The organism is Sphingomonas sp. GlSt437 (assembly GCF_048015635.2).
Lineage (GTDB): Bacteria > Pseudomonadota > Alphaproteobacteria > Sphingomonadales > Sphingomonadaceae > Sphingomonas.
Window position 1 is genome coordinate 1,710,958 of record NZ_JBPGYA010000001.1, and the last position, 25,004, is coordinate 1,735,961.

The 25,004-nt window shown below is 65.9% G+C and carries 24 protein-coding genes; 13 read left to right on the forward strand and 11 right to left on the reverse strand.

The genetic code is table 11. From position 1 onward, the window contains the following. Nucleotides 1–5: 5 nt before the first annotated feature. The 3 genes from ACLB0R_RS08470 to recQ all read right to left on the reverse strand — a co-directional run bounded on the left by ACLB0R_RS08470 (nucleotide 6) and on the right by recQ (nucleotide 2,776). Nucleotides 6–395, reverse strand: a complete 390-nt coding sequence (locus ACLB0R_RS08470; protein ID WP_416642826.1) for a hypothetical protein — start codon at nucleotides 393–395, stop codon at nucleotides 6–8. Nucleotides 396–397: 2 nt separating this feature from the next. Beyond that, nucleotides 398–835 carry a TIGR01244 family sulfur transferase gene (locus ACLB0R_RS08475; RefSeq protein ID WP_416642827.1) on the reverse strand — a complete coding sequence of 146 codons (438 nt, stop codon included), beginning with the start codon at nucleotides 833–835 and terminating at the stop codon, nucleotides 398–400. Between the two features lie 177 nt (nucleotides 836–1,012). Next, a complete protein-coding gene (gene recQ, locus ACLB0R_RS08480) occupies nucleotides 1,013–2,776 on the reverse strand; it encodes a DNA helicase RecQ (protein WP_416642828.1) in 1,764 nt (587 codons plus the stop codon). 53 nt (nucleotides 2,777–2,829) lie between these two features. Here recQ and ACLB0R_RS08485 point away from each other — a divergent pair, with 53 nt between their 5' ends. From ACLB0R_RS08485 to ACLB0R_RS08495, 3 genes are read left to right on the forward strand one after another with little or no spacing between them, the layout of a single operon-like run. After that, nucleotides 2,830–3,102, forward strand: a complete 273-nt coding sequence (locus tag ACLB0R_RS08485) for a GNAT family N-acetyltransferase (protein ID WP_416642829.1) — start codon at nucleotides 2,830–2,832, stop codon at nucleotides 3,100–3,102. A gap of 24 nt (nucleotides 3,103–3,126) precedes the next feature. Then, nucleotides 3,127–4,017, forward strand: coding sequence for a hypothetical protein (locus tag ACLB0R_RS08490; protein ID WP_416642830.1), 891 nt, complete (start codon nucleotides 3,127–3,129; stop codon nucleotides 4,015–4,017). Between the two features lie 51 nt (nucleotides 4,018–4,068). Beyond that, nucleotides 4,069–5,091 (forward strand): sterol desaturase family protein, encoded by a 1,023-nt coding sequence (locus tag ACLB0R_RS08495; protein WP_416642831.1) that lies wholly within the window; start codon nucleotides 4,069–4,071, stop codon nucleotides 5,089–5,091. On the opposite strand, the gene ACLB0R_RS08500 is transcribed toward ACLB0R_RS08495, so the two are convergent. Continuing rightward, the gene (locus tag ACLB0R_RS08500) at nucleotides 5,028–6,860 is read right to left on the reverse strand and encodes an ABCB family ABC transporter ATP-binding protein/permease (RefSeq protein WP_416642832.1); all 1,833 of its coding nucleotides are present in this window, start codon (nucleotides 6,858–6,860) and stop codon (nucleotides 5,028–5,030) included. The two genes, ACLB0R_RS08495 and ACLB0R_RS08500, sit on opposite strands and share 64 nt — an antisense overlap. Before the next feature lie 119 nt (nucleotides 6,861–6,979). On the opposite strand from ACLB0R_RS08500, the gene ACLB0R_RS08505 reads away from it, so the two are divergent. Then, nucleotides 6,980–8,092: an S-(hydroxymethyl)glutathione dehydrogenase/class III alcohol dehydrogenase gene (locus ACLB0R_RS08505; RefSeq protein ID WP_416642833.1), complete on the forward strand. Its 1,113-nt coding sequence runs from the start codon at nucleotides 6,980–6,982 to the stop codon at nucleotides 8,090–8,092. A 122-nt stretch (nucleotides 8,093–8,214) separates the two neighbouring features. Next, entirely contained in the window at nucleotides 8,215–9,045 is an 831-nt protein-coding gene (gene fghA / locus ACLB0R_RS08510; RefSeq protein WP_416642834.1) for an S-formylglutathione hydrolase, read from the forward strand. On the opposite strand, the gene ACLB0R_RS08515 is transcribed toward fghA, so the two are convergent. From ACLB0R_RS08515 to ACLB0R_RS08535, 5 genes are all read right to left on the reverse strand, one after another. Next, nucleotides 9,002–9,433 carry a cytochrome C nitrite reductase gene (locus tag ACLB0R_RS08515; RefSeq protein WP_416642835.1) on the reverse strand — a complete coding sequence of 144 codons (432 nt, stop codon included), beginning with the start codon at nucleotides 9,431–9,433 and terminating at the stop codon, nucleotides 9,002–9,004. The genes fghA and ACLB0R_RS08515 overlap by 44 nt on opposite strands. Then, complete coding sequence (locus ACLB0R_RS08520) at nucleotides 9,430–10,581, reverse strand: molybdopterin-dependent oxidoreductase (RefSeq protein WP_416643047.1); 1,152 nt, start codon at nucleotides 10,579–10,581, stop codon at nucleotides 9,430–9,432. The genes ACLB0R_RS08515 and ACLB0R_RS08520 overlap by 4 nt, the downstream gene beginning before the upstream one ends. A 25-nt stretch (nucleotides 10,582–10,606) precedes the next feature. After that, on the reverse strand, nucleotides 10,607–11,185 hold the full coding sequence (locus ACLB0R_RS08525; protein ID WP_416642836.1) for an NADPH-dependent FMN reductase: 579 nt from the start codon (nucleotides 11,183–11,185) through the stop codon (nucleotides 10,607–10,609). Between the two features lie 87 nt (nucleotides 11,186–11,272). Continuing rightward, nucleotides 11,273–12,343, reverse strand: coding sequence for an LLM class flavin-dependent oxidoreductase (locus ACLB0R_RS08530; protein WP_416642837.1), 1,071 nt, complete (start codon nucleotides 12,341–12,343; stop codon nucleotides 11,273–11,275). Continuing rightward, nucleotides 12,340–13,248, reverse strand: coding sequence for an aldo/keto reductase (locus ACLB0R_RS08535; protein ID WP_416642838.1), 909 nt, complete (start codon nucleotides 13,246–13,248; stop codon nucleotides 12,340–12,342). Before ACLB0R_RS08535 ends, ACLB0R_RS08530 begins: the two co-directional genes overlap by 4 nt. Before the next feature lie 67 nt (nucleotides 13,249–13,315). On the opposite strand from ACLB0R_RS08535, the gene ACLB0R_RS08540 reads away from it, so the two are divergent. After that, on the forward strand, nucleotides 13,316–14,392 hold the full coding sequence (locus tag ACLB0R_RS08540) for a Gfo/Idh/MocA family protein (protein ID WP_416643048.1): 1,077 nt from the start codon (nucleotides 13,316–13,318) through the stop codon (nucleotides 14,390–14,392). A gap of 97 nt (nucleotides 14,393–14,489) precedes the next feature. After that, the gene (locus ACLB0R_RS08545; RefSeq protein WP_416642839.1) at nucleotides 14,490–16,922 is read left to right on the forward strand and encodes a TonB-dependent receptor; all 2,433 of its coding nucleotides are present in this window, start codon (nucleotides 14,490–14,492) and stop codon (nucleotides 16,920–16,922) included. Nucleotides 16,923–17,019: 97 nt separating this feature from the next. On the opposite strand, the gene ACLB0R_RS08550 is transcribed toward ACLB0R_RS08545, so the two are convergent. Next, entirely contained in the window at nucleotides 17,020–18,270 is a 1,251-nt protein-coding gene (locus ACLB0R_RS08550) for an MFS transporter (RefSeq protein WP_416642840.1), read from the reverse strand. A gap of 93 nt (nucleotides 18,271–18,363) precedes the next feature. Here ACLB0R_RS08550 and ACLB0R_RS08555 point away from each other — a divergent pair, with 93 nt between their 5' ends. Beyond that, nucleotides 18,364–19,425 (forward strand): YeiH family protein, encoded by a 1,062-nt coding sequence (locus ACLB0R_RS08555; protein WP_416642841.1) that lies wholly within the window; start codon nucleotides 18,364–18,366, stop codon nucleotides 19,423–19,425. A gap of 42 nt (nucleotides 19,426–19,467) precedes the next feature. Continuing rightward, nucleotides 19,468–19,893, forward strand: coding sequence for an acyl-CoA thioesterase (locus ACLB0R_RS08560; RefSeq protein WP_416643049.1), 426 nt, complete (start codon nucleotides 19,468–19,470; stop codon nucleotides 19,891–19,893). A 7-nt stretch (nucleotides 19,894–19,900) separates the two neighbouring features. On the opposite strand, the gene ACLB0R_RS08565 is transcribed toward ACLB0R_RS08560, so the two are convergent. Further along, the gene (locus tag ACLB0R_RS08565; protein WP_416642842.1) at nucleotides 19,901–20,392 is read right to left on the reverse strand and encodes a winged helix-turn-helix transcriptional regulator; all 492 of its coding nucleotides are present in this window, start codon (nucleotides 20,390–20,392) and stop codon (nucleotides 19,901–19,903) included. Nucleotides 20,393–20,544: 152 nt separating this feature from the next. On the opposite strand from ACLB0R_RS08565, the gene ACLB0R_RS08570 reads away from it, so the two are divergent. The 4 genes from ACLB0R_RS08570 to ACLB0R_RS08585 all read left to right on the forward strand — a co-directional run bounded on the left by ACLB0R_RS08570 (nucleotide 20,545) and on the right by ACLB0R_RS08585 (nucleotide 24,998). After that, on the forward strand, nucleotides 20,545–20,862 hold the full coding sequence (locus tag ACLB0R_RS08570; protein WP_416642843.1) for a CC_3452 family protein: 318 nt from the start codon (nucleotides 20,545–20,547) through the stop codon (nucleotides 20,860–20,862). 49 nt (nucleotides 20,863–20,911) lie between these two features. After that, entirely contained in the window at nucleotides 20,912–23,002 is a 2,091-nt protein-coding gene (locus ACLB0R_RS08575) for a RelA/SpoT family protein (protein WP_416643050.1), read from the forward strand. 474 nt (nucleotides 23,003–23,476) lie between these two features. Then, complete coding sequence (locus ACLB0R_RS08580; RefSeq protein ID WP_416642844.1) at nucleotides 23,477–23,605, forward strand: hypothetical protein; 129 nt, start codon at nucleotides 23,477–23,479, stop codon at nucleotides 23,603–23,605. A 58-nt stretch (nucleotides 23,606–23,663) separates the two neighbouring features. Further along, a complete protein-coding gene (locus tag ACLB0R_RS08585; protein ID WP_416642845.1) occupies nucleotides 23,664–24,998 on the forward strand; it encodes an alkaline phosphatase family protein in 1,335 nt (444 codons plus the stop codon). The last annotated feature ends 6 nt before the right edge of the window (nucleotides 24,999–25,004 follow it).

A 25,004-nucleotide genomic window follows, 5' to 3' on the forward strand; every position in this document is an offset into this window, starting at 1 on the left:
CCTGCTTACACCAGTGTCAATGGCGCTTCCAGCGCTCGCGCATCATCGGGATAGACGCCGACCAACGTCACCGCGCCGAACAAGCGCTCATCGGTCTCGATGCGGACGCCTTCGGGTATGTCGGTCATCCTGAGCGGCGGCACGAGGCGCCGGGCAGCGACGCGCGCGCCGTGGCGCTTCAGGATGGCGACGGTGCCGTTGCCCGACACCAGCGCCGCGCCACCATCGCGGCTGACGATCGCGCGACGCGCGACGAAGCCCGCGAGCAGCTCCTCGGCGCGGCGCGCGGCATCGTCGGGACTCGTGATCTTGCTCTCGCCGAGCTTGAGCAGCCGCGCGACCAGCGCAAGGCCAAGCACGCCAAGGACCGAGATGACGATCTGCGCCGTGCTCATCGCTACGCCTTTGCCCCCGCGCTCAATTGGTCGAGCATCATCCGGATGCCCGACAAGTCATACCCCGCAGCGGCTGCCTTGGCGACGAGCTCGTCCGGGTCGGCGCCCTGCTTGGCCATGGCGAGCGCCCAAAGATTGCAGCTGCGCGTGCCCGAGCGGCAATAAGCCAGCACCGGGCCGGTCGCGGCCGCCATGGCAGCGGCAAAGGCATCGAGTTGGGGGTGCGAAAAGCCGGCATGCGTTACCGGGATTTCGGCATAGGCCAGCCCCAGCGTCTCGGCGACAGCGCGGATCGCGGCACCCTCGGGCTGGCTTATCTCCTCGCCATCGGGGCGGTTGTTGATGATCGCGGTGAAGCCCTGCGCGGCAAGCTCGGTCACGTCGGCGGGGCCGATTTGCGGCGCGACGGAAATGTGGTCATCGAGTTTACGCAGGTCCAAAACGACTCTCCTAAATCCTCCCCCTCTGGGAGAGGTGGCAGGCGTAGCCTGACGGAGGGGGCTGCGCTGGCACGGCGCTCGCTCATGCCCCCTCCACCATGCTGCGCATGGTTCCCCTCCCCCTGGCGGGGGAGGATTTTGCTGCTGTCATGCCTCGTTATTCGGTGAGCGCGCAAGTCACTCGTGATCGCGCACCACCGCCAGAAACGCCTCGCCATAAGCATCGAGCTTCCGTTCGCCTACCCCCGTGATCGCCGCCATCGCCGCGCGGCTGGCGGGTTTCAGCGCGGCCATTTCGCGCAACACCGCGTCGTGGAAGATGACATAAGGCGGCACGCCGGCAGCCTGCGCAAGCTCGCGGCGCTTGGCGCGCAGCGCTTCGAACAACGGATCGTCGACCGGGTTGGCGGCGGCCTGGCGCCGTCGGCTGCCGCGCACCTGCTCGGCCGGCGCGACGATTTCGACCGCTGCCTCGCCCTTCAACACCGGCCGCGCCGATGGCGCCAGCGCCAGCCCGCCATGCTCGTTGGGCGTCACCAGCCCGCGCGCCTGCAACGCCCGGGCGAGCGGCTTGATCAGCCGCGCTTCGGTCGCCTGGACGATGCCGAACACGCTCAGCCGGTCATGCCCGAGCTGGGCGACTCGATCGTCTTGCGCGCCGGTCAGCACTTTCTCGATATGGCCGACGCCGAAGCGCTGGCCGGTGCGATAAACCGCCGACAGGAATTTGCGCGCCAGCTCGGTCGCGTCGACCAGGCCGGGCGCATTCAGGCAATTGTCGCAATTGCCGCACCGCGCCGGCGGATCCTCGCCGAAATGGCGGAGCAGCACCGCGCGCCGGCAGCCGCCCGTCTCGACCAACCCGGCGAGCGCGTTGATCTGGCCGCGCACCACTGCTTGCCGCTCGGGCTCGACCTCGTCCAGCCGGCTCCAGGCGCGCGCGAAATCTTCCGATCCCCAGAACAGATGCGCCACTGCCGGATCGCCGTCACGCCCGGCGCGGCCGGTTTCCTGATAATAAGCCTCGATCGATTTGGGCAAAGCGGCATGCGCCACAAAGCGCACGTCGGGCTTGTCGATGCCCATGCCGAACGCAATCGTCGCGCACATCACCATGTCTTCGGACGCGACGAAATCAGCCTGGTTGCGCGCGCGCAGCCCCGGCTCGAGTCCGGCATGATAGGGCCGCACCGCGCGGCCCATCGCCGCGAGTTGCCCTGCCAGGCGCTCGGTCGCGGCGCGCGTCGGGCAATAGACGATGCCCGGCCCCAGCGTCTCGCGCACCAGCGCGCCGATTTGCCGCGCGGTGTTGTCGCGCGGGGAGATGGCGTAACGGATGTTGGGCCGATCGAAGCCCGCAACGATCAAGCCCTCCACCGGAATGCCGAGCTGCTGGAGGATATCGGCACGCGTATGCGCGTCGGCGGTCGCGGTCAGCGCCAGGCGCGGCAGCTCGGGAAACATGTCCATCAGCGGTCGCAGCAGGCGATAGTCCGGGCGGAAATCATGCCCCCATTCGCTGACGCAATGCGCCTCGTCGATGGCGAACAGCGACACATGCCCGCGCGCCAACAGCTCGCGGAAATCCTCGCTGGAGGCGCGTTCGGGCGCGACGTAGAGCAAGTCGAGCCCGCCATCGAGGAAGCGCCCGCGCGTCTCCGCCCGGTTGGTGTCGACCGAGGTCAGCGTCGCGGCGCGAATGCCGACCGATTCCGCCGCGCGCAGCTGGTCATGCATCAGCGCGATCAGCGGCGAAATGACAATGCAGGTGCCCGGCAATGCCAGCGCCGGCAGCTGATAGCAGAGCGACTTGCCCGCGCCGGTCGGCATCACCGCCAGCGTGTTCTCGCCCGCCAGCACGCGGTCGATCACCTGGCGCTGGACGCCGCGAAAGTCGGGAAAGCCGAAGGTGGTATGGAGGATGGACTCTGGCGCAATCACGCCCCACCTATAGCCCTGGGCGCTGCCGCCGCCATGGCTTTGCGGAGAGAATTTTGGCCGAGGTTCATGATAACACCACGCTTCACCGCTTCGAGTTGGTCGAGGATGGCCATCTGGCGTTTGCCGAATATCGCATCGAAGGCGGCGTCATCACCTTTACCCACACCATCGTCCCGCCCGAAATCGGCGGGCGCGGGGTCGCGAGCCGGTTGATCGGCGCGGCGCTGGCAAGCGCGCGGGCACGGGGGTTGAAAGTGGTGCCGCAATGCTCGTTCGTGGCGGCCTATATCGAGCGGCATCCTGACGAGCGCGATTTGCTGATCTAGGGAATAGGGGCGGGGAGAACACAGGTGAGGCAGCTTTCGGGTCGCGTCGCGGCCATTATTCTGGCGGCCGCGATGTTGGGTGCCGCGGCGCGCGCGCCGATCGATTACGCGGTCGATGGCGAAGGGATCGTGCCGGTGCGGATCGGCGGCAAGCCGGCGCGGCTCAGGATCAGCCCCTGGGCACCCGCCGCGCCGACGCTCAATCCCGGCTTTGCGGAGGCCATCGGCTTGCATGGCGGCTTGTTCGGCGTCGCCGTCAAGGTCGGCCCGATCAAGGTGAAGGGCGGTACTGGAGTCACCAAGCTCGAATTCGGCAAGGTCGGCTTCAAGCGCCGCGTCGTGTGGTTCGAAAAGGATTATGAGCGCGCCGCCGATGCCGCTGTCGGACCGGGGGGTCTGCCGGTCGATATCGTCCGCTTCCGCCTGAAAGCGCCGGGCGAGGGCGAGCAGACGGCGAGCTTGCCGCTCGTCCAGGAGATGTTCCGCCCGGCCTATGCCCAGATCGGGCTGGCCGATCGCAAGCTCCACGTGCTGTTCGATCCGCACCGCGCGCGGTCAATCGCGACGGCGGGGGCGGGGCAAGCGCTGGCATCGGCGCTCGGCGGGCAATTGTCGGGCGATCGCGGGCGCACCCAAGTCGCATTCGGCATCGAGCGACCGGTCCGTTCGATGCGGCTGGCGCGGCCGCTGGTCGTCGGCCCGCTGCGGCTCAACGAGATTACCGTGCGGATCAGCGACAATGGTACGACGGCGGGCATTGCCGATGCCGACGCCGACCCGGAGGAGATTGTCGTCACCGCCAAGGGCGGCGGCGATCGCCGCGACTTCATCATCCTGGGTGCGGATGTCCTGTCCCGCTGCTCGTCGATCGTGTTCGACAAGCCGCAGCGCGCGATCCGGTTGACCTGCAGCTAGGCCGAGCGGGCCTTAACCCGGCGGATACCCGCGATGGCGTAGCGTCGCGTGATGACCGCAGCTGCCGCCCTGATTCACCGGCTGACGAGCTTCTGGGCCAACCAGCTCGGCGGCACCTTCCTTGCGCCCGGATCGACGCTGTCGCTGGCGGCGCTGGCGATCACGCTGATCGTCGCGGGGTGGTGGCTGGTGCCCGCGCATCGCTCGCGGCGCCCCCGCTGGCGCGTGCTGGCGCGCGCGCTGTTCCCGCGCCGGATGTGGCGGAGTGCGTCGGGCCGTGCCGATCTCGGCTGGTTCGCGTTCAGTCTGATGGGCTATGGCCTGGTTTTCGGCGGGCTCACGCTCGGCGCCGGCCAAGTCGCGGCGGCGGTGGAGGCAAGGCTCGGCCCGGGACCGGTCGCGCCGGTCTGGCCCGCCTGGATCGCGGCGCCGCTGCTCACCGTCGCGCTCTTCGTCGCTTATGAATTCGCCTATTGGCTCGACCATTGGCTGAGCCACAAAGTGCCGGCCTTCTGGCAGCTCCATCGCGTCCACCACAGCGCGGAGAGCTTGTCGATCTTCACCAATTTCCGCGTCCACCCGCTCGAGACGATCAAGTTCGCCGCGATCATCGCGCTCGTTACCGGCGGTGTCCGCGGCGTGGCGTTGCATGTCCTTGGCCCGGTCAGCGATTGGCAGATTGGCGGCACCAATATCCTGCTGTTGGGCTTTGCGGTCGCCGTCACCCACGTTCAGCATTCGCATTTGTGGGTCAGCTTCGGGCCGCGCTGGGGGAAGTGGCTGTTTGGCCCGGCGCACCACCAGATCCATCACTCGGCCGATCCCGCGCATTATGACCGCAATTTTGGCAGCAGCCTCACTATTTTCGATCGACTGGCGGGGACCTTTTACCAGCCAGCCGCGCGGCGTGAGGCGCTGAGCTTCGGCGTAGAGCTGCTCGATCCGCGCCCCCACGGGCCGATGGCGGGGCTGGTCATGCCGGTCGTCCGGGCGATGCGCGTCGCCGCGGGTTATTCCGCCGCGAGTGCTTCTTCGGCGCGTTCCTGGGCCTGGCGGTTCCACATATCGGCATAGAGTCCGCCCCGGCGGAGCAGCTCGGCATGGCTGCCGCGCTCGACGACTTCGCCCGCTTCAAGCACGACGATCTCGTCGGCATTCACCACGGTCGACAAGCGATGCGCGATGACGATGCTGGTGCGCCGCTCGGCAATGGCTTCCAGCGTTGCTTGAATTTCGGCCTCGGTGCGGCTGTCGAGCGCGCTCGTCGCTTCGTCGAGGATCAGGATCGGCGGGTTCTTGAGCAGAGTGCGCGCGATGGCGACGCGCTGCTTCTCGCCGCCCGACAATTTCAACCCGCGCTCGCCGACACGGGTTTCATAGCCATCGGTCTGGCGCGCGATGAAGTCGGCGATTGCGGCGCCACGCGCTGCCTGGGCGATTTCCTCGGGGCTCGCGCCTTCGCGGCCATAAGCGATGTTGTAGCCGATCGTGTCGTTGAACAGCACCGTGTCCTGCGGCACGATGCCGATCGCGGCGCGCAACGACGCCTGGGTGACTTGCGAAATGTCCTGCCCATCGATGGTGATGCGCCCGCCGGTCAGGTCGTAGAAACGGTACATCAACCGGGCGAGCGTGCTCTTGCCCGCGCCCGATGGCCCGACCACGGCCAGCGTCTTGCCGGCCGGAATGTCGAGATCGATGCCCTTCAATATGTCGCGCCCAGGCTCGTAGCCGAAGCGCACGCCTTCGAAACGCACATGCCCGTCGCTCACCACCAGCGGCTTGGCGCCGGGCGCATCGACCACTTCGCTCGGCGTGTCGATCAGGTCGAACATCGCGCCCATGTCGATCACGCCTTGGCGAATGGTGCGATAGACCATGCCGAGCAGGTCGAGCGGGCGGAACAGGCTGGTCAGCTGGATTTGCACAAATACAAGTTCCCCGGCCGTAAACCGCCCCTGGCTCCACCCCCAGACGACATAGGCCAGCCCGAAACCGAGCATCATATTGGTAATGAGTGCCTGACCGACATTCAGCCAGGCGAGCGAGTTCTCGCTTCGGGTCGCGGCATTGGCATAGGCAATCATCGCCTTCTCGTATCGGTCCGCCTCACGCGCCTCGGCATTGAAATATTTGACAGTTTCGAAGTTGAGCAACGAGTCCACCGCGTGCGCCACCGCGCCCGTGTCGAGATCATTCATCTGGTTGCGCAGCGCCGCGCGCCAGTCGGTGACCCACCGGGTAAATGCGATGTAGACCGCGATCGTGGTAAATGTCGCGATCACCAGCAAACCACTGAACTTCCACAGGAAGCTGCCGATGACCAGCGCGAGCTGAAGAATTGTCGGGACGATGTTGAACAGCATGAAATAGAGCATTGTGTCGATGCTCTTGGTGCCGCGATCGACAACCTTGGTCACTGCGCCGGTGCGCCGCTCGAGGTGGAAGCGAAGCGAGAGCTGGTGCAAGTGCCGGAACACCCTCGCCGCCAGCCGCCGCGTTGCATCCTGGCCGACGCGCTCAAACACGACATTGCGTACATTGTCGAACAACGTCCCGCTGAAGCGCGCGGCAGCGTAGCCTGCCACCAGCAAGATCGCGAGTGTCGTCAGGTTGGGCGCACCGATATTCGCCTTTCCTGTCATCGAATCGATCGCGTCTTGGAGCGCGAGCGGCATACCGAGAAACTGGACCACGCTCGACAACACGACGAGCGCCATCGAGACGACGATCCGAAGCTTCAGGATCGGTTCGCCTTCAGGCCACAGATACGGGAGGAAGCGGCGCAGCGTCGGCCATAACGGGCGATCGGGGCGCAGCGGTGTGGAGCTATCGGGCGGCATTGCGGCTCATGTAGGATGGAGAAGCGCAACAATCCATGCCGCCGATGGGCACCGGTTCCCTTGCGCGCGTGCGCGCTTTGGGCAAAGCGCGGTCCTGCGATATCAAGGGAGCCCCTGCCATGAAGACTCGTGCCGCCGTTGCGTTTGAGGCCAAGCGCCCGCTGGAGATTGTCGAGCTCGATCTGGAAGGGCCCAAGGCGGGCGAAGTGCTCGTCGAGATCATGGCGACGGGCATTTGCCACACCGATGCCTATACGCTCGACGGATTGGACAGCGAGGGGCTGTTCCCGAGCGTGCTGGGGCATGAAGGCGCGGGTGTGGTGCGTGAGGTCGGCGCGGGGGTGACGAGCGTGAAGCCCGGCGACCACGTCATCCCGCTCTACACGCCCGAATGCCGCCAGTGTAAATCGTGCCTTAGCGGCAAGACCAACCTCTGCACCGCAATCCGCGCGACGCAGGGCAAGGGCCTGATGCCGGATGGCACCAGCCGCTTCAGCTACAAGGGCCAGACCATCTTCCATTATATGGGCTGCTCGACCTTTTCGAACTTCACCGTGCTGCCCGAAATCGCCGTCGCCAAAATCCGCGAGGACGCGCCGTTCCAGACAAGCTGCTATATCGGCTGCGGCGTCACCACCGGCGTCGGCGCCGTAGTGAACACCGCCAAGGTGCAGGTCGGCGACAATGTCGTCGTCTTCGGGCTGGGCGGCATTGGCTTGAACGTCATCCAGGGCGCGCGGCTGGCAGGCGCGGGCAAGATCATCGGCATCGACATCAATCCCGATCGCGAAGGCTGGGGCCGGCAGTTCGGCATGACCGACTTCCTCAATACCTCTGGGCTCAGCCGCGAGGAGATCGTCGCCAAGGTGGTCGCGCTTACCGATGGCGGGGCGGATTACAGCTTCGATTGCACCGGTAACACCGAGGTCATGCGCACCGCGCTCGAATGCTGCCATCGCGGCTGGGGCACCAGCATCATCATCGGCGTCGCCGAAGCGGGCAAGGAAATCAGCACCCGCCCCTTCCAGCTGGTGACGGGCCGCAACTGGCGTGGCACCGCGTTCGGCGGCGCGAAGGGCCGCACCGACGTGCCCAAGATCGTCGACTGGTACATGCAAGGCAAGATCGCGATCGACCCGATGATCACCCATGTGCTGAGCCTCGACCAGATCAACAAGGGCTTCGACCTGATGCACGCGGGCGAGAGCATCCGGAGCGTGGTGGTTTACTAGCTGCAATAGCCCTCACCCTTCCGGCGCGTGCCGCGCCTCCCTCCCTCTCCCGCGGGCGGGAGAGGGAAGGGGCCCGCCGCCATAGGCGGTGGGAAGGGTGAGGTTGTTCAGGGGCATCAATGATGGAAACAGTCTCCACCACCCGCGCGCACAACGGCACCCAAGGCGTCTATCGCCACGCATCGTCCGCGACCGGGACCGACATGGTGTTCTCGGTGTTCGTGCCCGATCATGCGCCGGGCGCTCGGTTGCCGGTCGTCTGGTATCTCTCGGGCCTCACCTGCACGCATGCCAATGTGACCGAGAAGGGCGAGTATCGCGCTGTCTGCGCCGAGCTGGGGCTGATCTTCGTCGCGCCCGATACGTCGCCGCGCGGCGAAAGGGTGGCGGACGATCGGGCTTATGATCTGGGCCAGGGCGCGGGCTTTTATGTCGATGCGACCGAGGCGCCGTGGGCGCCGCATTTCCGCATGCGGTCCCATGTCGAGGATGAACTGCCCGCGCTGATTGCCGAGCAGTTCCCGGTCGACCTGGCACGCCAAGGGATCATGGGCCATTCGATGGGCGGCCACGGCGCGCTGACGGTGGGCTTGCGCCATCCCGGCCGGTTCAGGAGCATCTCCGCCTTCGCGCCGATCGTCGCGCCTGCCCAAGTGCCGTGGGGCGAGAAGGCGCTGAGCGCTTATCTAGGGCCGGACCGCGCGGCGTGGCGCGCTTATGACGCGGTCGCGCTGATCGAGGATGGTGCGCGGGTGCCCGAACTGCTCGTTGAACAAGGCGCGGCCGACACTTTCCTCGCCGAGCAGCTCCGCCCCGAATTACTGGCCAATGCCTGCGCCGAAGCGGGTATCGCGCTTACCCTCCGCCTCCAGCCCGGCTACGACCACAGTTACTATTTCATCTCGACCTTCATGGCCGAGCATCTGCGCTGGCACGCGGCGCGGCTGGGGTAGCGGTCGGTTTCCGCTGGCTCGGCAGCGCGAGCAGCGCGGCGGTGATCGCGGGCACGTCCTTGGGGTCGATCGCAGCCTTATAGGCGCTGCGCATCTTGTCGATCTCGGTGCCCCAGGTCTTGGCGTCGAGCGGCGGCTGCATCAGGATCATCTCGGGCGAGTGGCACGCGGTGCAGTTGTTGGTGATGATGTCGCTCTTGGCCCCACCGGGCAGCACCGGCTCGGTCGTCGGCAGCGTGATGGTGGTCGATTTGAGCGAAACCCCGCCTTCCGAAATTGCCGAGCTCGGCCCGGTCGTGCGATGGCCGCCCAGCACCATCCACGCCGCCGCGAGGAACAGCGCCAGCGCCGGCACCGCAAAGGCGAGTTGGGCGAACAGCCGGTTCATGCCCGCACCTCGATCGCGACGGTTTCGATCGGGCTGCGCTGATAGCCGCCGGGGTTCCAGATCGGCGTCGCTACCTGCTGCGCGCCATGCGCGTTGGTGCAGCGCACCGCGAGCCGGTAATGGCCGGGGGGCGGCGGCACGACCGTCACCGACCAGCGGCGGAAGCTGTATTTGCCGTGATCCTCGCCCAATTGCGCCGGGTGCCAGTGGCGGCCGCCATCGATCGACAAGTCAACCGCGCCCACGCCCGCATCGCCCCCGAACGCAATGCCGCGCGTGACGAAGCGCTCGCCTGCCTTGACCACCGCGCCGTCGGTCAGGTTGGTGAAGAAAGAGCGCGGCGGCATCGCGCTGATCGGCACCTTGGGGAAATCCTTGGTGCCGGGCGCAACCGATCCGCCGGGGGTGGCGGGGATCTGGTACGCCTTGGCCATCCAGTAAGTGTCGTCCGGCTGGGTCAGGACTTCCAGCGTATCGAGCGCCTTCACCCAATAGGTCGAGAACCAGCCCGGCACGATCATTCGGATCGGGAAGCCGTTCAGCATGGGCAGCTGCTGCCCGTTCATCGCAAAGGCGATCATCACCTCGCCGTCGCGGGCGTGATCGATGGCGAGCGACTTGGCGAACCAGGGCGCGTCGCCGGGCGGGCGATCCATGCCCTTCATCCTGACCGCGACCGCGCCCGGCGCAATCCCGGCGCGATCGAGCACGTCGCGCAGCCGCACGCCCGTCCATAGCGCATTGCCCATCGCGCCGTTGGTCCATTGCGCCCCGGGGACGCGCGGGCTGAACAGCGATCGCGAATTGCCGGCGCATTGGTTGACCGCGGCGAGCTCGACGCGCGGCATGCGGATCAAGTCTCTCAACGACAGCGCGACGGGGCTGCGCACCGCGCCGCTGATCTTCAACCGGAAGCTCTCGACATCGATCGAGGTCGGGATGTCCGAATAATGCCAGCGGACGAAAAACCGATCGTTCGGCGTGAAATCATGCGCGTCGAACACGCTCAAGGGCGTTTCGAGCAGCGGCGCGCGTGTCCGGCGCAGCAACATCTGGCCTTTTTCCGGGAAAGCGCGGGTGAGCGGCGGGCCGGGCTCGGCGGCGAGCAGCGGCGCGGCGGCCAGGCCCGCGCCGCCCAGCGCCAGCATGCTCAGCGCGTCGCGGCGGTCGAGCTCAGCCAAGGCTGGCGACCAGCGGCGCGAAGCGCGCGACCTGGCGCCCGACCAGCGCCAGTTGCTCGGCGACTTGCGGGTCCGACGCGCCGCCCTGATCGTCGAACTTGCTCAATTGCGTGTTGATCGCGGCGGCGAACGGCGTCGGCCAACCGCGCAGCGCGTGGACGATCGAGCGCAACGCGGCGATCGTCGACCCGGTCGCTTGCCAGCCATAGGCCGTGGCGATCAGGCCGACCGGCAGATCGGCGAGATAGGGCCGCGCGTCTCCGGCCGTTTCCTCGAGCAGGTCGAGCGCGTTCTTGACGACGCCCGAGATGCTGCCGTGATAGCCCGGCGAGGCAATGATGATCGCGGACGCGGCGCGCACCGCGTCGACGAATTCGGCTTCGGCAGCGGTGCGCGTGGCGGCTTTGGGGTTGTAAAGCGGCAATGCGGCGAGCGCCTCACCGCCGAACAGATGCGTGCGGAATCCCTCGCGCCCCGCCGCATCGAGCGCGATCTTGAGCGCACGCTCGGTCGACGACACGCCGCCGACGGTCCCGCCGATGCCGACGACAAGGGGTTGGGCGGTGGTCACGCTAGCGTCTGGTCCAGGTCAACATGCCAACCCTCTACCCGGTCGTGTCGAGCGAAGTCGAGACACGATCGCGGTCTGGAACCTTGATCAAAGCGCCGCGTGGTCGATCCGGGGCAGCACGTGGCGGGCGAACAGATCGGCCTCCGCCGCATGAGGGTAGCCCGACAGGATGAACGCCTCGATTCCCATCGCGCGATAATCGTTGAGCTTGGCGAGCACCTGGTCGGGATCGCCGACGATCGCCGCGCCACAGCCCGATCGCGCCCGGCCGACGCCGGTCCAGAGGTTGGGCTCGGCATAGCCGTCATCCGCCGCGCCTTCGCGGAGCGCTGCCTGCGCGGCGACACCCGCGCTGGTCGAATCGAGCGACTTCGCCCGGATCGCAGCGCCCTCGGCGGCGTCGAGCTTCGACAGCAGCCGATCGGCATAAGCGCGGGCCTCGGCCTCGGTTTCGCGGACGATCACATGCGCGCGATAGCCGAAGCGCAACGTGCGGCCATGCTTGGCGGCGCGTTCCTTCATGTCGGCGATGATCGCGGCGACCGTCTCGCGCTTGTCGGGCCACATCAGGTACACGTCGCAGCCCTTGGCGGCGGCCTCGCGCGCGTCTTCGCTCAGCCCGCCGAAATAGAGCGGCGGCACCTTGCCCGACACGGTTTTCACGCGAGGCGGGGCGAGATTGTCGAACTTCCAGAAGTCACCGTCATGGCTCAGCGTTTCGCCATTCAGCATCGTCTTTAGGATCGCCATTGCCTCGACGGTGCGCTGGTAACGCGGCGCGCTCGCCAGCTTTTCACCCGGCATGTCGGACGAGATGATGTTGATCTTCAGCCGCCCGCCGGAAATCCGGTCGATCGTCGCGATCTGGCGGGCAAGCTGGGGCGGCCACATCTCGCCGACCCGCACCGCGAGCAATAGGTTGATCCGCTTGGTCTCGGCCGCGATGGCCGCTGCGAACGCGGTGGTGTCGATGCCGAGCTCATAGCCCGACGGCAGCAGGATATTGTCGAACCCGCCGGTTTCGGCCTGCATCACGATATCGCGGCAATGCTCCCAGCTCGATTTGAGCATCGGGTCGGGCACGCCGAGAAACTCGTAATCATCGTCGCACAGCGCCGAAAACCACGCGATCTCGCATGGCGGCAAGCCATCGCTCACGGCATTCTCTCCCCGCGCGACGCGACGAGCACGTCATACCAGTCCTGCCGGCTCCAGCGCACCTTGTAGACCTCGCCAATCTCGGCGATGCGCTGCACGTTCTGGGTGCCGACGATCGGGATCGGGCGGGCGGGGTGCGCCATGGTCCAGGCATAAGCGACCGCCGCGCGGCTCACGCCGAATTTGGCGCCGACCACATCGAGCGCGGCAGCGACGCGGCGCGCGCGATCATCTTCCGGCGCGCCGATCCGCCCGCCGCCGAGCGGCGACCAGGCGAGCACCGCCAGATCGAGCTCCATCGCCAGATCGAGCAGGCCATTCTCGATCGGCTCCAGATGCAGCGGCGAATATTCGGGCTGGTGGCTCGCCAGCGGCACGGTCAGGAAGCTGGCAATCGCGCGTGTCTGCGCCGGCGTGAAGTTGGAGACGCCGACCGCGCGCACCTTGCCCGCCGTCACCATGTCGTCGAGCGCGCGCGCCACTTCCTGCGGGTGGGCGAGGAGATCGGGCCGGTGGATCTGGTAGAGATCGACCTCACTGACCCGCAGCCGCTTCAGCGACGCCTCAAGCGCGCTCATCAGATAGGCGCGGCTCTGGTCATAGGGGAGCGGCGGCATGATCCCGCCCTTGGTCGCCAGCACCATCCGCTCGCGCAGCCCCGGCGCTTCAGCGAAAATCCGGCCGAGCAAGGCTTCCGCGTCGCCGAACCCGCCTGATCCGTCAAAGCCGTAAATATCGGCGGTATCGAACAGGGTTACGCCCGCCGCGAACGCCGCGTCGACCAGCGCGCGGCCCTCCGCCACCGAGCCGTGACCGAAACGCCACATGCCCCAGGCAATCGGGCTCGCCATCAATCCGCTCTTGCCGAGCGGGCGGGAATCGGGTGTAAGCGTGATCTCAGACATCGTTGTCATACATAGAATTGACCCGAGCGGGAGAGCAAGAGGTTTGAGTACGGCGTTGAGCAATCAGGTGCGGTACGGGCTGGTCGGCACCGGCATGATGGGGGTCGAGCATCTCAACAATCTCGCGCTGACCCCGGGCGCGGTGGTGACTGCGCTCGCCGATCCGGTCGACACCTCGCTTGGCTGGGCGAAGGGGGCGCTGGGCGATCGCGCCGAGGGCGTGCAGAGCTTCGATAGCGCCGAGGCATTGGCCAAGAGCGGCCTGGTCGATGCCGTCATCGTCGCCACCCCCAATTTCACCCACCGCGCTGTGCTTGAACCGTTATTCGACGCCGGCCTCCACATCCTCTGCGAAAAGCCGCTGGCGACAACGATCGAGGACGCGCGCAGGATCGTCGATCGCGCCGCGCAGACCGATCGCGTGTTCTGGACCGCGATGGAATATCGCTACATGCCGCCGGCGGCCGAGTTCATTGCCGAAATCCATGGCGGCAAGATCGGCCAGTTGCACATGCTCTCGATCCGCGAACACCGCTTCCCCTTCCTGCCCAAGGTCGGCGACTGGAACCGCTTTTCGCGCAACACCGGCGGCACGATGGTCGAGAAATGCTGCCACTTCTTCGATCTGATGCGGCTCGTCGTCCGGTCGGAGGCGGTGCGCGTCTATTGCTCGGGCAGCATGGACGTGAACCATCTCGACGAGCGCTATGATGGCGAGCGCCCCGACATTATCGACAATAGCTACACCACCGTCGACTTCGCCAACGGCGTCCGCGCAATGCTCGATTTGAGCATGTTCGCGGAAGGGGCGGAGAACCAGGAAGAGATCACCGCGGTGGGGGACAAGGCGCGGCTCGACGTGCTGATCCCGGAAGGGACGATCGTCTATTCCCCGCGCGTCGGCTTTCGCGCGCCCAAGGCGGTCGAGCGCCGGCATGTCCACACCGATGAAGTCGCGCTCAACGCCGGCCATCACCATGGCTCGACCTTTTACGAGCATCAGCGCTTCATTGCGGCGGTGCGGGGCGAAGGGCCGGTCGAGGTGACGGCACGCGACGGGATGATGGCGGTCGCGATCGGTGCTGCGGCCGAATTGAGCGCGCGCGAGAAGCGCGTGGTGGAAATGGCGGAGCTGGGCGTCTGATGCTCGGCGAAAGCCAAACTTGGCCGGCCCCAAAAAACTTGACGGGTGCCGCGATGACAAAAACCCATCAGAACGATGGGGTTTCGGAGGGTTTGAGATGAAGAAGCAGTTTTTCCTGGCCAGCGCGGCGGTGATCGCGCTTGCCCTTGGCGCCCCGGCGGTCGCGCAGACTGCCCCGGCCCCGGCAGCACCGGCGGCCCCTGAAGCTGACGATAACGCCGCCCAGCCCGGCGACATCATCGTGACCGCGCAGAAGCGCAGCGAGCGCCTGCAGGACGTGCCGCTTGCCGTAACCGTGGTTAATGGCGACACGCTCGCCGGCGGCGGCAAGTCGAGCCTTGAGGGCGCGCAATATCTGGTGCCGAGCTTCACCTTCCTCAAATCGGGGACGACGCTCAACCAGTCGCTGTTCCTGCGCGGCGTCGGCACCTCGACATTCTCGATCGCCGGCGAGCCGTCGGTGTCGACCGTCGTCGATGGCGTCGTCTACAGCCGCTCGGGCGAGGCGTTCAGCGATCTCGTCGATGTTGACCGGATCGAAGTGCTGCGCGGTCCGCAGGGCACGTTGTTCGGCAAGAATTCGTCCGCCGGCGTCATCAACATCGTCTCGAAGCAGCCGACCGCCGAGTTCGGCGGGTCGATCGAGGCGGGGTATCTGAGCAATGCCGAATATCGCGGCCGGGTCGCGCTCAACGTGCCGCTGACCGATAGCATCAGATCGCGCGTTACCGGCTTCTACGACAATTACGCCGGCAACATCTACAATCTCGCCACCAAGGGCCATGTCAATGGCTGGGAGCATTATGGCGCGCGGCTTCAGGTCGTGGCGGACGCGACCTCGACGCTCAAGCTCGCCTTCATCGCCGATTGGCACCACAATAACGATAATTGCTGCGCAGAGATCATCGCGACCGGCACGCCGGTTGTCACTGGTGGCGTCGTTACCGGGTTCACCACGACTAGCCCGGTCTTCACCGCGCTGCCGACGCCGCTGGGCACCAACACCCGCACGATCAACCAGAACCTCGTCACCGCGACCAAGGAGACCGGCTATGGCTTCTCGCTGCAGGGCGATCTGACGATCGGCGAGCACACGCTCACCTCGATTTCGGCGTATCGCAATTGGCGCAACACCGAAATCCGCGACGGTGACTGGCTCGACCAGCCCTATATCGGGTTCAACCAGTTGCACGATCTCGGGCCGCAGACCGGCCATACCTGGACCGAGGAAGTGCGGCTGACGTCGCCGTCGAACAAGCCGCTCACTTATGTGCTTGGCCTGTTCTACTCGAACGCCGCGTCCGAGCGTGTCTTCACGCGCAACGACCAGGTCTGCACGGCAGTCGGCGCCGCGCCGGCGACGTTGACGCCGTGCACCAGCCCGCTCGCCAATCCGTCGACCTTCCCCACCGGCACCGCCGATTTCGGGTCGGATTTCGACAACCTCGCCTTTTTCGGCCAGGCGACGTGGAAAATCACGCCGCGCTTCCGCGTGCTCGGCGGCTTGCGCTACTCGATCGACAATCTGGATGTATTCCACAAGCGCGTCACCGCGCTGACCGGGCCCGGCATTCAGCCCAATTTCGATCAGGGCGTATACAATGCCTATCTGGCCGCGGTCGCATCGGGCGTGTCGCCGACGGTGGCGGCGGGATCACCCGCGGTGTTGGCGGCGTCGAACGGCGTGCCGTTCCGCACCAGCACGCATAACAACAACCTGTCGGGCAAGGTCGGCTTCCAGTTCGACCTCAGCCACGAGTCGACCTTCTACGGTACGTATTCGCGCGGCTATAAGGGCCCGGCCTATAACGTCTTTTTCAATCTGACCTCGACCGGCACCAATGTGATCGCGCCGGAAACGTCGAACGCGTTTGAAGTCGGTTTGAAGAATACCCTCGCCAATGGCCGGGTGATCATCAACATCGCCGGTTTCTACGCCAAATACGATAATTTCCAGGCGAACAATCCTGATCTGGTGGCGGGCGTGGTCGTCACGCGCTTCACGAACGCGGGTAAGGTCTCGACGCGCGGCGTCGAAGTCGACGCGAGCTTCCGGCCCATCCCGGATCTGACGCTGGCGGGCGGCTTTGCCTATACTGATGCGCATGTCGACCAGTTCCTGGCGGCGCCCGGCGCCGCGCCGACGGCGATCATCCCGTCGGGTACGCCGCTCGGCTTTGCGCCGAAGTGGAAGGGCAATGTCTCGGTCGATTACAAGGTGCGCAGCATCGATGCGTTCAACCTGCTGCTCGGCGCGCAATCGTCGTTCCAGAGCTCGGAGCTGTCGCTGTTCGCGCCAGACCCGATCCAGCGGCAACTCGGCACCATCGCGCCTTATGCGCTGGTCAATCTGTCGGCCGGGATCGCGACCAAGGATGACAGATACCGGCTGACCTTTGCGGTGAAGAACCTGCTCGACAAGAGCTTTGCCGCGGCGATCACCAATGGCGGCCCGGCGGGTTCCTATCGCTACCAAATCCCGCGCGACGCCGATCGCTATTTCAGCGTCACCGCGCGCGTCAACTTCTGAAGCTCCCAGTAACAGGGGGAGCTTGGCCCGGCGGCAGCGATGTCGCCGGGCTTTTTGTTGAAGTACGGTGCCCGCATCCGCGCGAGCGGATCAACCCTCAATGCGCTAAGGCGATCCCGCGCTCGCTCGCGTCGATCGGCTCGATGCGGGGGATCAGCAGCTGGATGACCCCCAGCGCGGCCAGATACGATCCCGCGCAGATCGCCAGTGCCGGCGCATAGCCCCAGCCATGCGCCAGCGCATAAGCCTGGAACTGGATCATCCCGATCGAGCAGAGATTGCCGCAGAACGCCGCAATGCCGATCCGCGTGCCGACCGTGCGCGCCGGGGTGATGTCGGTGACCAGCCCGAACACATTGGTCGAAAAGCCTTGGTGCGCGAACAGCACCAGGCCAAGCAGCAGCGCCGCGCTCCACGGGCTGGTCAGCGATTGGACGAACACCACCGGCAGCACCAGCAGCGCGTAGCCGAGCATCGCCGTCTTGCGCGCACGGTTGACGCTCCACCCCGCCGCCATCAGGCGTGACGGCACCACGCCGCCGCTGATCGAGCCGAACGCGGCGAGCAGATAGACGAGCGCGATCGGCAGCCCCAGCGTGCCTTGCGGCAACCCGAACAGCCGGTGGAACAGGTCGGGCAGCCACAGCAGCATGAAGAACCACACCTGATCGGAGAGCACCTTGGCGAGCGCGATCGCCAGCGTCTCGCGGCTGCGCAACACCGACAGCCATGACACGCGCGCCGGCGCCACCGCGTCGATCGCCACCGGCTGCACCCGGATCGCGAACCAGACGATTACCCACGCCACCCCCAGGCCGCCGGCCAGCACGAAAGCCGATTGCCAACCGAATGCTACCGCCAGCGCGGGAATGAACAAAGGCGTCAGGATCGCGCCGATATTGGGCGCGGTATTGCCGATGCCGAGCGCGATCTGGCGCTCGCGATGATCGAAATAGGTGGCGGCGGACTTCACCCCGGCCGGCGTGCCGATCGACTCCGCCACGCCGAGCACGATCCGCGCGCCGAAAAAGCCCGCGACATTGGTCGCAAAGGCATGCGCCATTCCGGCGAGGCTCCACACCAGCACGCCGAGCGCAAAGCCGACGCGCAAGCCCACCCGATCGAGGAACCAGCCCGTGCCGAGGAACGCGAACGCGGTCGCAAGCTGGAACACCGTGCCCATATTGGCATAATCCTGGTCGGACCAGTGGAAGACCTGCTCGAGCGTCGGCTTCAAGAGCGCCAGGATCTGGCGATCAACATAGTTGAGCATGATCGCGATGAACACCATCACCACGATCACCCACCGCGCCGCGTTGCCGGCCGATTGTCCCGTCTGCGCCGTCATCCTGTCCTCCCCGCGCTCCCTTTTTCCGATAACGTTGTCATGGCCCACGCGGATCGGCTAGTCCTTTTCGGGCGAGCCGATAGAAGGGGAAGCATGGCGATAAAGCAAGCATCGGGCGGGCGGGTGGCGCGGCCCCTGCCGATGGCCGCCGACCTTTATGGCGACATCGAGCCGACTCCCAAGGCAGGCTGGCGCGATTATGTCCCGGGGCTGCTCGTGGTCGGCGCGGGCACGCTCTCGGCAGGGTTTATCTCGGACCATTATGGCGCGCCGCTCACGCTGATGGCGCTGCTGATCGGCCTGGCGCTCAATTTCCTGAGTGCGGACGCGCGGCTCAATCCCGGGCTGACGCTGGCGTCGCGCTCGCTATTGCGCTGGGGCATCGTGCTGGTCGGCGCGCGGGTGACGTTCGGCCAGGTCGCGGCGTTGGGACCAGTCGCGCTGGTCGCGGTGGTGGCGATCGTCGCGCTGGTGATGGGCGTGGGCATCCTCGCCGCGCGGCGGCTCGGCTTCGGCGCCGCGTTCGGCACGCTGGCAGGGGGCGCGGTGGCGATTTGCGGCGCGTCCGCCGCGCTCGCGCTGGCGACGACGCTGGGTGAACGGCGGGTGAGCCAGGCGCAGCTGACGCTGGTCCTCGTCGGCATTTCGGCGATGAGCGCGGGCGCAATGGTGGCCTATCCCATCCTCGCGCATTGGCTCGCGCTCACCGATCTCAAGGCTGGCTTCATGCTCGGCGCCTCGATCCACGATGTCGCGCAGACCTTGGGCGCTGGCTACAGCTATTCGGAAGGGGCGGGGCAGATTGCCGCAATCGTCAAGCTCACCCGTGTCGCGCTGCTCGCGCCGGTGCTGGCGGTGGTCGCGCTGTTTCTGAAAGACGGCGCGCGCGCCAAGGGGCCGGGGCTGCCCTGGTTCGTCATCGGCTTTTTCGTGTTCGCCGGCGTCAATTCGCTCGGTGTCGTCCCCGCGATCGTGGCGAGCGCGGCGGAAAAGGCGGCAGCGGCGATGCTCGCTTGCGCGGTGACCGCGACCGCGATCCGATCCCCGATGGGGCAGCTATTGGAAACCGGCCCGCGCCCGTTGCTGGTGATTGCCGGCGCGACGCTGGTGGCGCTGATCCTGTCGACCGCGACAGCGATCTGGCTGATCGGCTAGCCGGGGTTGACCGCGCCGGCGCACCCCGCCATCGCCGCCGCCATGACTCGCCCCGGCTTCCACTTCTCCACCCGCTTCAAGGTCCGCTATGCCGAGATTGACGGGCAGAAGGTCGTGTTCAACTCACGCTACCTCGAATATGCCGATGTCGCGGTCACCGAATATTGGGACTGGACCGGCATTGCCGCCGCGCTCGGCAAGGCGTGGGAGGAAACCGAATTCCACGTCCGCCGCACCGAGGTCGATTATCTCAAGCCGTTCGTGCTCGGCGACACGATCGAGGCCTGGGTAAAGATCGCCAAGGTCGGCCGCACCAGCGTGACGCAGCGCTTCGAGCTCTGCCATGCCGAAACCGGTGCGCTGCACACGGTGATCGACATGGTGATCGTGAATGTTCACTTGCCGACCGGAATGCCGGCCGAAATCGGCGGTGAAGTGCGGACGTTTTTAGAGAAGCTGGCGGGGTAAGGGCCGGCTATTCCGCTGCCAGCGCCGGTGGTTCGTAGCCGGCGACATCCTCGGGCAGCGACCACATCAGATCGTCCTTGCTCAGCACGCGGCCATCCCAGGCGCGCACTTCGATCGGCGCGATCGGGCGGCGGTCCTGCGCATCGACCAGTACGGGGGAGGCGGGGAAGCCCATTTCCCAGCGCTCGCCCCATTGCCTGAGCGCCAGCATCGCCGGCAGCAGGGCATAGCCCTTCTCGGTCAGGCGGTATTCGATCTTGCGGCGATCCTCGGGCATCGCTTCGCGCGCCAAAATGCCGTGGTCGACCAGTCGCGCCAGCCGGTTGGCGAGGATGTTGCGCGCGATGCCCAGCTCCTGCTGCATTTCCTCGAAATGGTGAAGGCCGTTGAACGAGGCGCGCAGAATCATGAACGACCAGCGCTCGCCCATCACTTCCAGGGCCGCCGGTAAGCTGCATCCCGCCAGTTCGCGCAGCGGCTCACGCAGTTTGTTGTGCATTTATCCTCTTCCTGCAGCCATCCTATCGCATTTTGGCCGTCATGCGAATGAAATATAAGTTTCGGGTTGCAACTAGAAACCTAACGGTGTAAGTAGTGATTCGCAACTGAAAAGTGCAACCCGAATCAAAGACTTTTAACAGGAGCCTCCCCATGACGCGCATCCTTACCTCTGCCGCCGCCGCGATCGTCGCTGCGACTCTCTTCTCGGCGAGCGCCGGTTTCGCTCAGCCCGTTGGTTATTACGCCGCCACCCCGGCGACCGCGCCCGCCAAGGACACGATCATCACCGACGGCACGCTGTGGAAGTGCGGCAACGGCGTTTGCGTCGCCAACAAGGCGCCGGAACGCGACCTGATCGTCTGCCAGCTCGTCGCGTCGAATGTCGGCCAGCTGACCTCTTTCACCGTCAGCGGCACCGCGCTCCCGGCGGCGACGCTCGCCAAGTGCAACACCAAGGCGCGCTCGTAAGCATCGATAAGATGTTGCAATGCGGCAGCACGCGGCCACAATAGGCCGCGTGCTGCGGCAATATGAACTGGTCGATCGGGTCCTAAGCTACGATCCCGAAGCAGACGAGGCTCTGCTCAACCGCGCTTATGTGTTTTCGCTGCAGGCGCATGGCAGCCAGAAGCGCGCGAGCGGCGATCCCTATTTCAGCCACCCGATCGAAGTGGCCGGCATCCTCACCGATCTCCACCTCGACGACGAGACGATCGCGACCGCGATCCTCCACGACACGATCGAGGATACCGTCGCCACGCCCGAGCAGATCCTCCAGATTTTCGGGCCGCAAGTCGCGCGCATGGTCGACGGCGTCACCAAGCTCTCCAAGATCGAAGCGCAGACCGAGAATGAGCGCGCGGCGGAAAACTTACGCAAATTCCTGCTCGCCATGTCGGACGATATCCGCGTGCTGCTCGTCAAGCTCGCGGACCGGCTGCACAATATGCGTACACTCCACCACATCCCCAATCCCGACAAACGCCGCCGCATCGCCAAGGAGACGATGGACATCTATGCCCCGCTCGCCGAGCGGATCGGCATGTATGAATTCATGAAGGAAATGCAGAGCCTCGCCTTCCGCGAGCTCGAACCCGAAGCCTATGAGTCGGTGACGCGCCGGCTCGAGCAGTTGAAGGAAGGCGATGGCGACCGCATCGCCAAGATCACTTCGGGCCTCAAGCTGCTGCTCAGCCGCCAGGGCATCGACGCCGATATTTCCGGCCGCGAAAAACACCCCTATTCGATCTGGAAGAAGATGGCCGAGCGGCACATCAGCTTCGAGCAATTGTCCGACATCATGGCGTTCCGCGCGATCGTGCCGACGGTCGATGATTGCTACCGCGCGCTCGGCATCATCCACCGCCGCTGGCCGATGGTGCCCGGTCGGTTCAAGGATTATATCTCGACGCCCAAGCGCAATGGCTATCGCTCGCTCCACACCAGCGTCATCCATGCCGAAAATACCCGCGTCGAAATCCAGATCAGGACGCCCGAGATGCACGCCGAGGCGGAGTACGGCCTGGCCGCGCACTGGGCGTACAAGCTCGACAAGGTCCGCCCCGAAACCCAATCGAGCTGGATTCGCGACCTCATCGAAATCCTCGAAACCGCCGACACGCCCGAGGAGCTGCTCGAACATACCCGCATGGCGATGTACCAGGATCGCATCTTCGCCTTCACCCCCAAGGGCGAGCTGATCCAGCTGCCCAAGGGCGCGACGCCGATCGATTTTGCCTATGCCGTCCACACCGATCTCGGCGATCAGGCGGTCGGCGCCAAGATCAACGGCCGCGTCGCCCCCTTGCGCACCCAGATCGGCAATGGCGACCAGGTGCAGATTTTGCGATCGAAAGCACAGGCGCCGCAGGCCGGCTGGCTCAATTTCGCGGTGACGGGCAAGGCGCGCGCCGCGATCCGCCGCCATCTGCGCCACAAGGAGCGCGTCGAGACGCAAACGCTCGGCCGCAAAATCTATGACGAGATCGTGTCGCGCCTGCCCGCGCAATTGGCGGACAATGCGGTCGGCCTCGCGGTCAAGCGGCTCAAGCTTGCTGACGAAGCCGCGCTGATGGAAGCGATTGCGCGGCGGCGGTTGACCGATGCCGAAGTGATGGAAGCGCTGATGCCCGGCTCGGCGGGTGCCGACGCGCTGCGGCCGATGCCCGCCCAGGCCAAGGCGATCTCGATCCGCGGGTTGACGCCGGGCGTCGCGTTCGATCTTGCCGATTGCTGCCACCCGGTGCCCGGCGACCGCATCGTCGGCTTGCGCCGGCCCGATCGCGGCATCGAAGTCCACACCATCGATTGTCCGCGCCTGATCGAAGCTGACGATGCCGACTGGGTCGATCTCGCCTGGGACGCGAAGGGCGAGGGCGCCGTCGCGCGGATCAAGGTGGAATTGAAGAACGAGCCCGGCGCGCTTGGCGTCGTCGCCACGATCATCGGCCAGCAGCGCGCCAACATCGTCAACATGCGCCTCGACAACCGCGACCCTGGTTTCCACACCAACCTGATCGACATCGAAGTCCACGACGTCCAGCACCTGATGCGCGTGCTCGCGGCGCTGCGCGCGGCGGATGCGGTGAACGAGGCGGCGCGGGGGTAGGAACCATGTTCGCTATCCTCGCTATGGCGTTTGCAATGCTGCGATTGGCGCAAGACCATAGCGAGCCGGTCGATGTCGAGCGATATGGTCCGCCACGCACCATGACCTGCACGTGGTTCTCCAACTTCGAAAATAGCCGGATGGAGGAATGCCATGACGCGGCGCGCAAACCGTTATTGGATGGCGCCGCCGCCTCGGTCGAATGCGTTAACGGCCAATGCGCGCTGCTCGATGCGGAAGCGCGCCGCGCTGCGCATTGGACGCAGCCCGAACCTGTCGAGGGGACGTTCACGGTGAGACTAGTTGGCCGAGCAAGCCTCGGGTCACATCCAACGCGATACCTTGGCGACGGCACTAGAGCGGTTTTGATCGAGCGAATCCTTACTGTTGACCTCGCGCGCTGATCTCTTGACCTGCTGTCGGCACCCGCAATCTCCCCATGACGGGCGAGTTACAGCGCGCTAATAGGGCGCGATGAACCGTCCCGCGCTGTCCATCGTCGTCCCCTGTTACAATGAGGAATCCTGCCTCGATCTGCTCCATGTCGGAGTGTCGAGCGCGGCGCGCGCAGCGGATGCGGTGAACGAAGCGGCGCGGGGGTAGGCGACACGAAAGCGTCACCGGCGCGCTCTAAGCCAGCGACATACCGGGAGGCTCCATCATGACGTATCGATTCGCCGCGATCGCCGCTGCTGCTTTTTCTCTGCTCTGCGCCAGTGCGGCCGAGGCGTCGCCCGTCTTGCTCATCTCGATCGACGGCCTGCGCCCGCTCGATGTGATCGAGGCGGACAAGCGCGGCATTCACGTCCCGCATCTGCGCCAGCTGATGGCCGACGGCAGCTATGCCCAAGGCGTTCGCAACAGCCTGCCGACAGTGACTTATCCCAATCACACGACGATCATCACCGGGGTGTGGCCGGCGGTGCATGGCATTGCCAACAACGTCACTTTCGATCCGCAATCGCGCAATGCGGAAGGCTGGTATTGGTATGCCGAGGATATCAAGGTGCCGACCTTGTGGGACAAGGTTCATGCCGCCGGTGGCCACACTGCGTCGATCAGCTGGCCGGTCAGCGTCGGCGCACGGTCGATCGACTATGACATCCCCGAATATTGGCGCGCCCGCAACGCCGAAGACCTGAAGCTGGTGCGGGCGCTGTCGACGCCGGGCCTGGTCGACGCGGCCGAAAAGGAAAGCGGGGCGACGCTGGCGGCCGCGTTCGGGGAAGACGCCGCGTCCGATGCCGCGCGTGCCAAGCTGGCCGCCGCCATCTACAAGCTCGATCGTCCGACCTTCTTCACGCTGCATTTGCCCAGCCTTGACGAGGCCGAGCATGAATATGGCCCCGGCTCGCCCGAAGCGATCAAGAATCTGGAAGCGGTGGACGGCATTGTCGGCGATCTGGTCGCGAGCGCACGCGCGGTCGAGCCCGATCTGGTGGTGGTCGTCGTCTCCGACCATGGCTTCGCGCCGCTCAACACCAGCATCAACCTGACGCGCGCCTTTGTCGACGCCGGCCTGATCGATCTCGACCCCAAGACCGGCAAGGTCACGCGCTGGAAAGCCGCGCCCTGGGGTGGCGCATCGGCGGCGATCGTGCTCGCCGACCCGTCCGACACCGCAACCGCTGCCCAGGTCCGAACCCTGCTCGACAAGCTCGCCGCCGATCCGGCCAATGGCATCGGCAAGGTGATCGGTCGCGACGAGATTGCCCAGCTGGGCGGCACGGCGGACGCGAGCTTCTGGGTTGATTTCCAGCTCGGCTTCAGTAATGGCGGCGGCCCCACCGGCCCGCTGCGCCAGCCCGCCCCGATCAAGGGCACGCATGGCTATTTCCCAACCCATCCAGAAATGCGCGCCAGCTTCTTCGCCGCCGGACCGGGCGTGCCCAAGGGCAAGGCGCTGGGCGACATCGACCAGCGCGACATCGCGCCGACCGTCGCCACGTTGCTGGCGGTGAGCTGGCCCAACCCTGGCGGCAAGGCGCTGTTCTAGAGGCGG

Coding starts and splice junctions, on each gene's coding strand:
- ACLB0R_RS08470 (WP_416642826.1), bottom strand. CDS start 395: ATGAGCACGGCGCAGATCGTCATCTCGGTCCTTGGCGTGCTTGGCCTT.
- ACLB0R_RS08495 (WP_416642831.1), top strand. CDS start 4,069: ATGACCGCAGCTGCCGCCCTGATTCACCGGCTGACGAGCTTCTGGGCC.
- ACLB0R_RS08500 (WP_416642832.1), bottom strand. CDS start 6,860: ATGCCGCCCGATAGCTCCACACCGCTGCGCCCCGATCGCCCGTTATGG.
- ACLB0R_RS08505 (WP_416642833.1), top strand. CDS start 6,980: ATGAAGACTCGTGCCGCCGTTGCGTTTGAGGCCAAGCGCCCGCTGGAG.
- fghA (WP_416642834.1), top strand. CDS start 8,215: ATGGAAACAGTCTCCACCACCCGCGCGCACAACGGCACCCAAGGCGTC.
- ACLB0R_RS08515 (WP_416642835.1), bottom strand. CDS start 9,433: ATGAACCGGCTGTTCGCCCAACTCGCCTTTGCGGTGCCGGCGCTGGCG.
- ACLB0R_RS08520 (WP_416643047.1), bottom strand. CDS start 10,581: ATGCTGGCGCTGGGCGGCGCGGGCCTGGCCGCCGCGCCGCTGCTCGCC.
- ACLB0R_RS08535 (WP_416642838.1), bottom strand. CDS start 13,248: ATGTCTGAGATCACGCTTACACCCGATTCCCGCCCGCTCGGCAAGAGC.
- ACLB0R_RS08545 (WP_416642839.1), top strand. CDS start 14,490: ATGAAGAAGCAGTTTTTCCTGGCCAGCGCGGCGGTGATCGCGCTTGCC.
- ACLB0R_RS08550 (WP_416642840.1), bottom strand. CDS start 18,270: ATGACGGCGCAGACGGGACAATCGGCCGGCAACGCGGCGCGGTGGGTG.
- ACLB0R_RS08555 (WP_416642841.1), top strand. CDS start 18,364: ATGGCGATAAAGCAAGCATCGGGCGGGCGGGTGGCGCGGCCCCTGCCG.
- ACLB0R_RS08560 (WP_416643049.1), top strand. CDS start 19,468: ATGACTCGCCCCGGCTTCCACTTCTCCACCCGCTTCAAGGTCCGCTAT.
- ACLB0R_RS08565 (WP_416642842.1), bottom strand. CDS start 20,392: ATGCACAACAAACTGCGTGAGCCGCTGCGCGAACTGGCGGGATGCAGC.
- ACLB0R_RS08570 (WP_416642843.1), top strand. CDS start 20,545: ATGACGCGCATCCTTACCTCTGCCGCCGCCGCGATCGTCGCTGCGACT.
- ACLB0R_RS08580 (WP_416642844.1), top strand. CDS start 23,477: ATGAACCGTCCCGCGCTGTCCATCGTCGTCCCCTGTTACAATGAGGAA.
- ACLB0R_RS08585 (WP_416642845.1), top strand. CDS start 23,664: ATGACGTATCGATTCGCCGCGATCGCCGCTGCTGCTTTTTCTCTGCTC.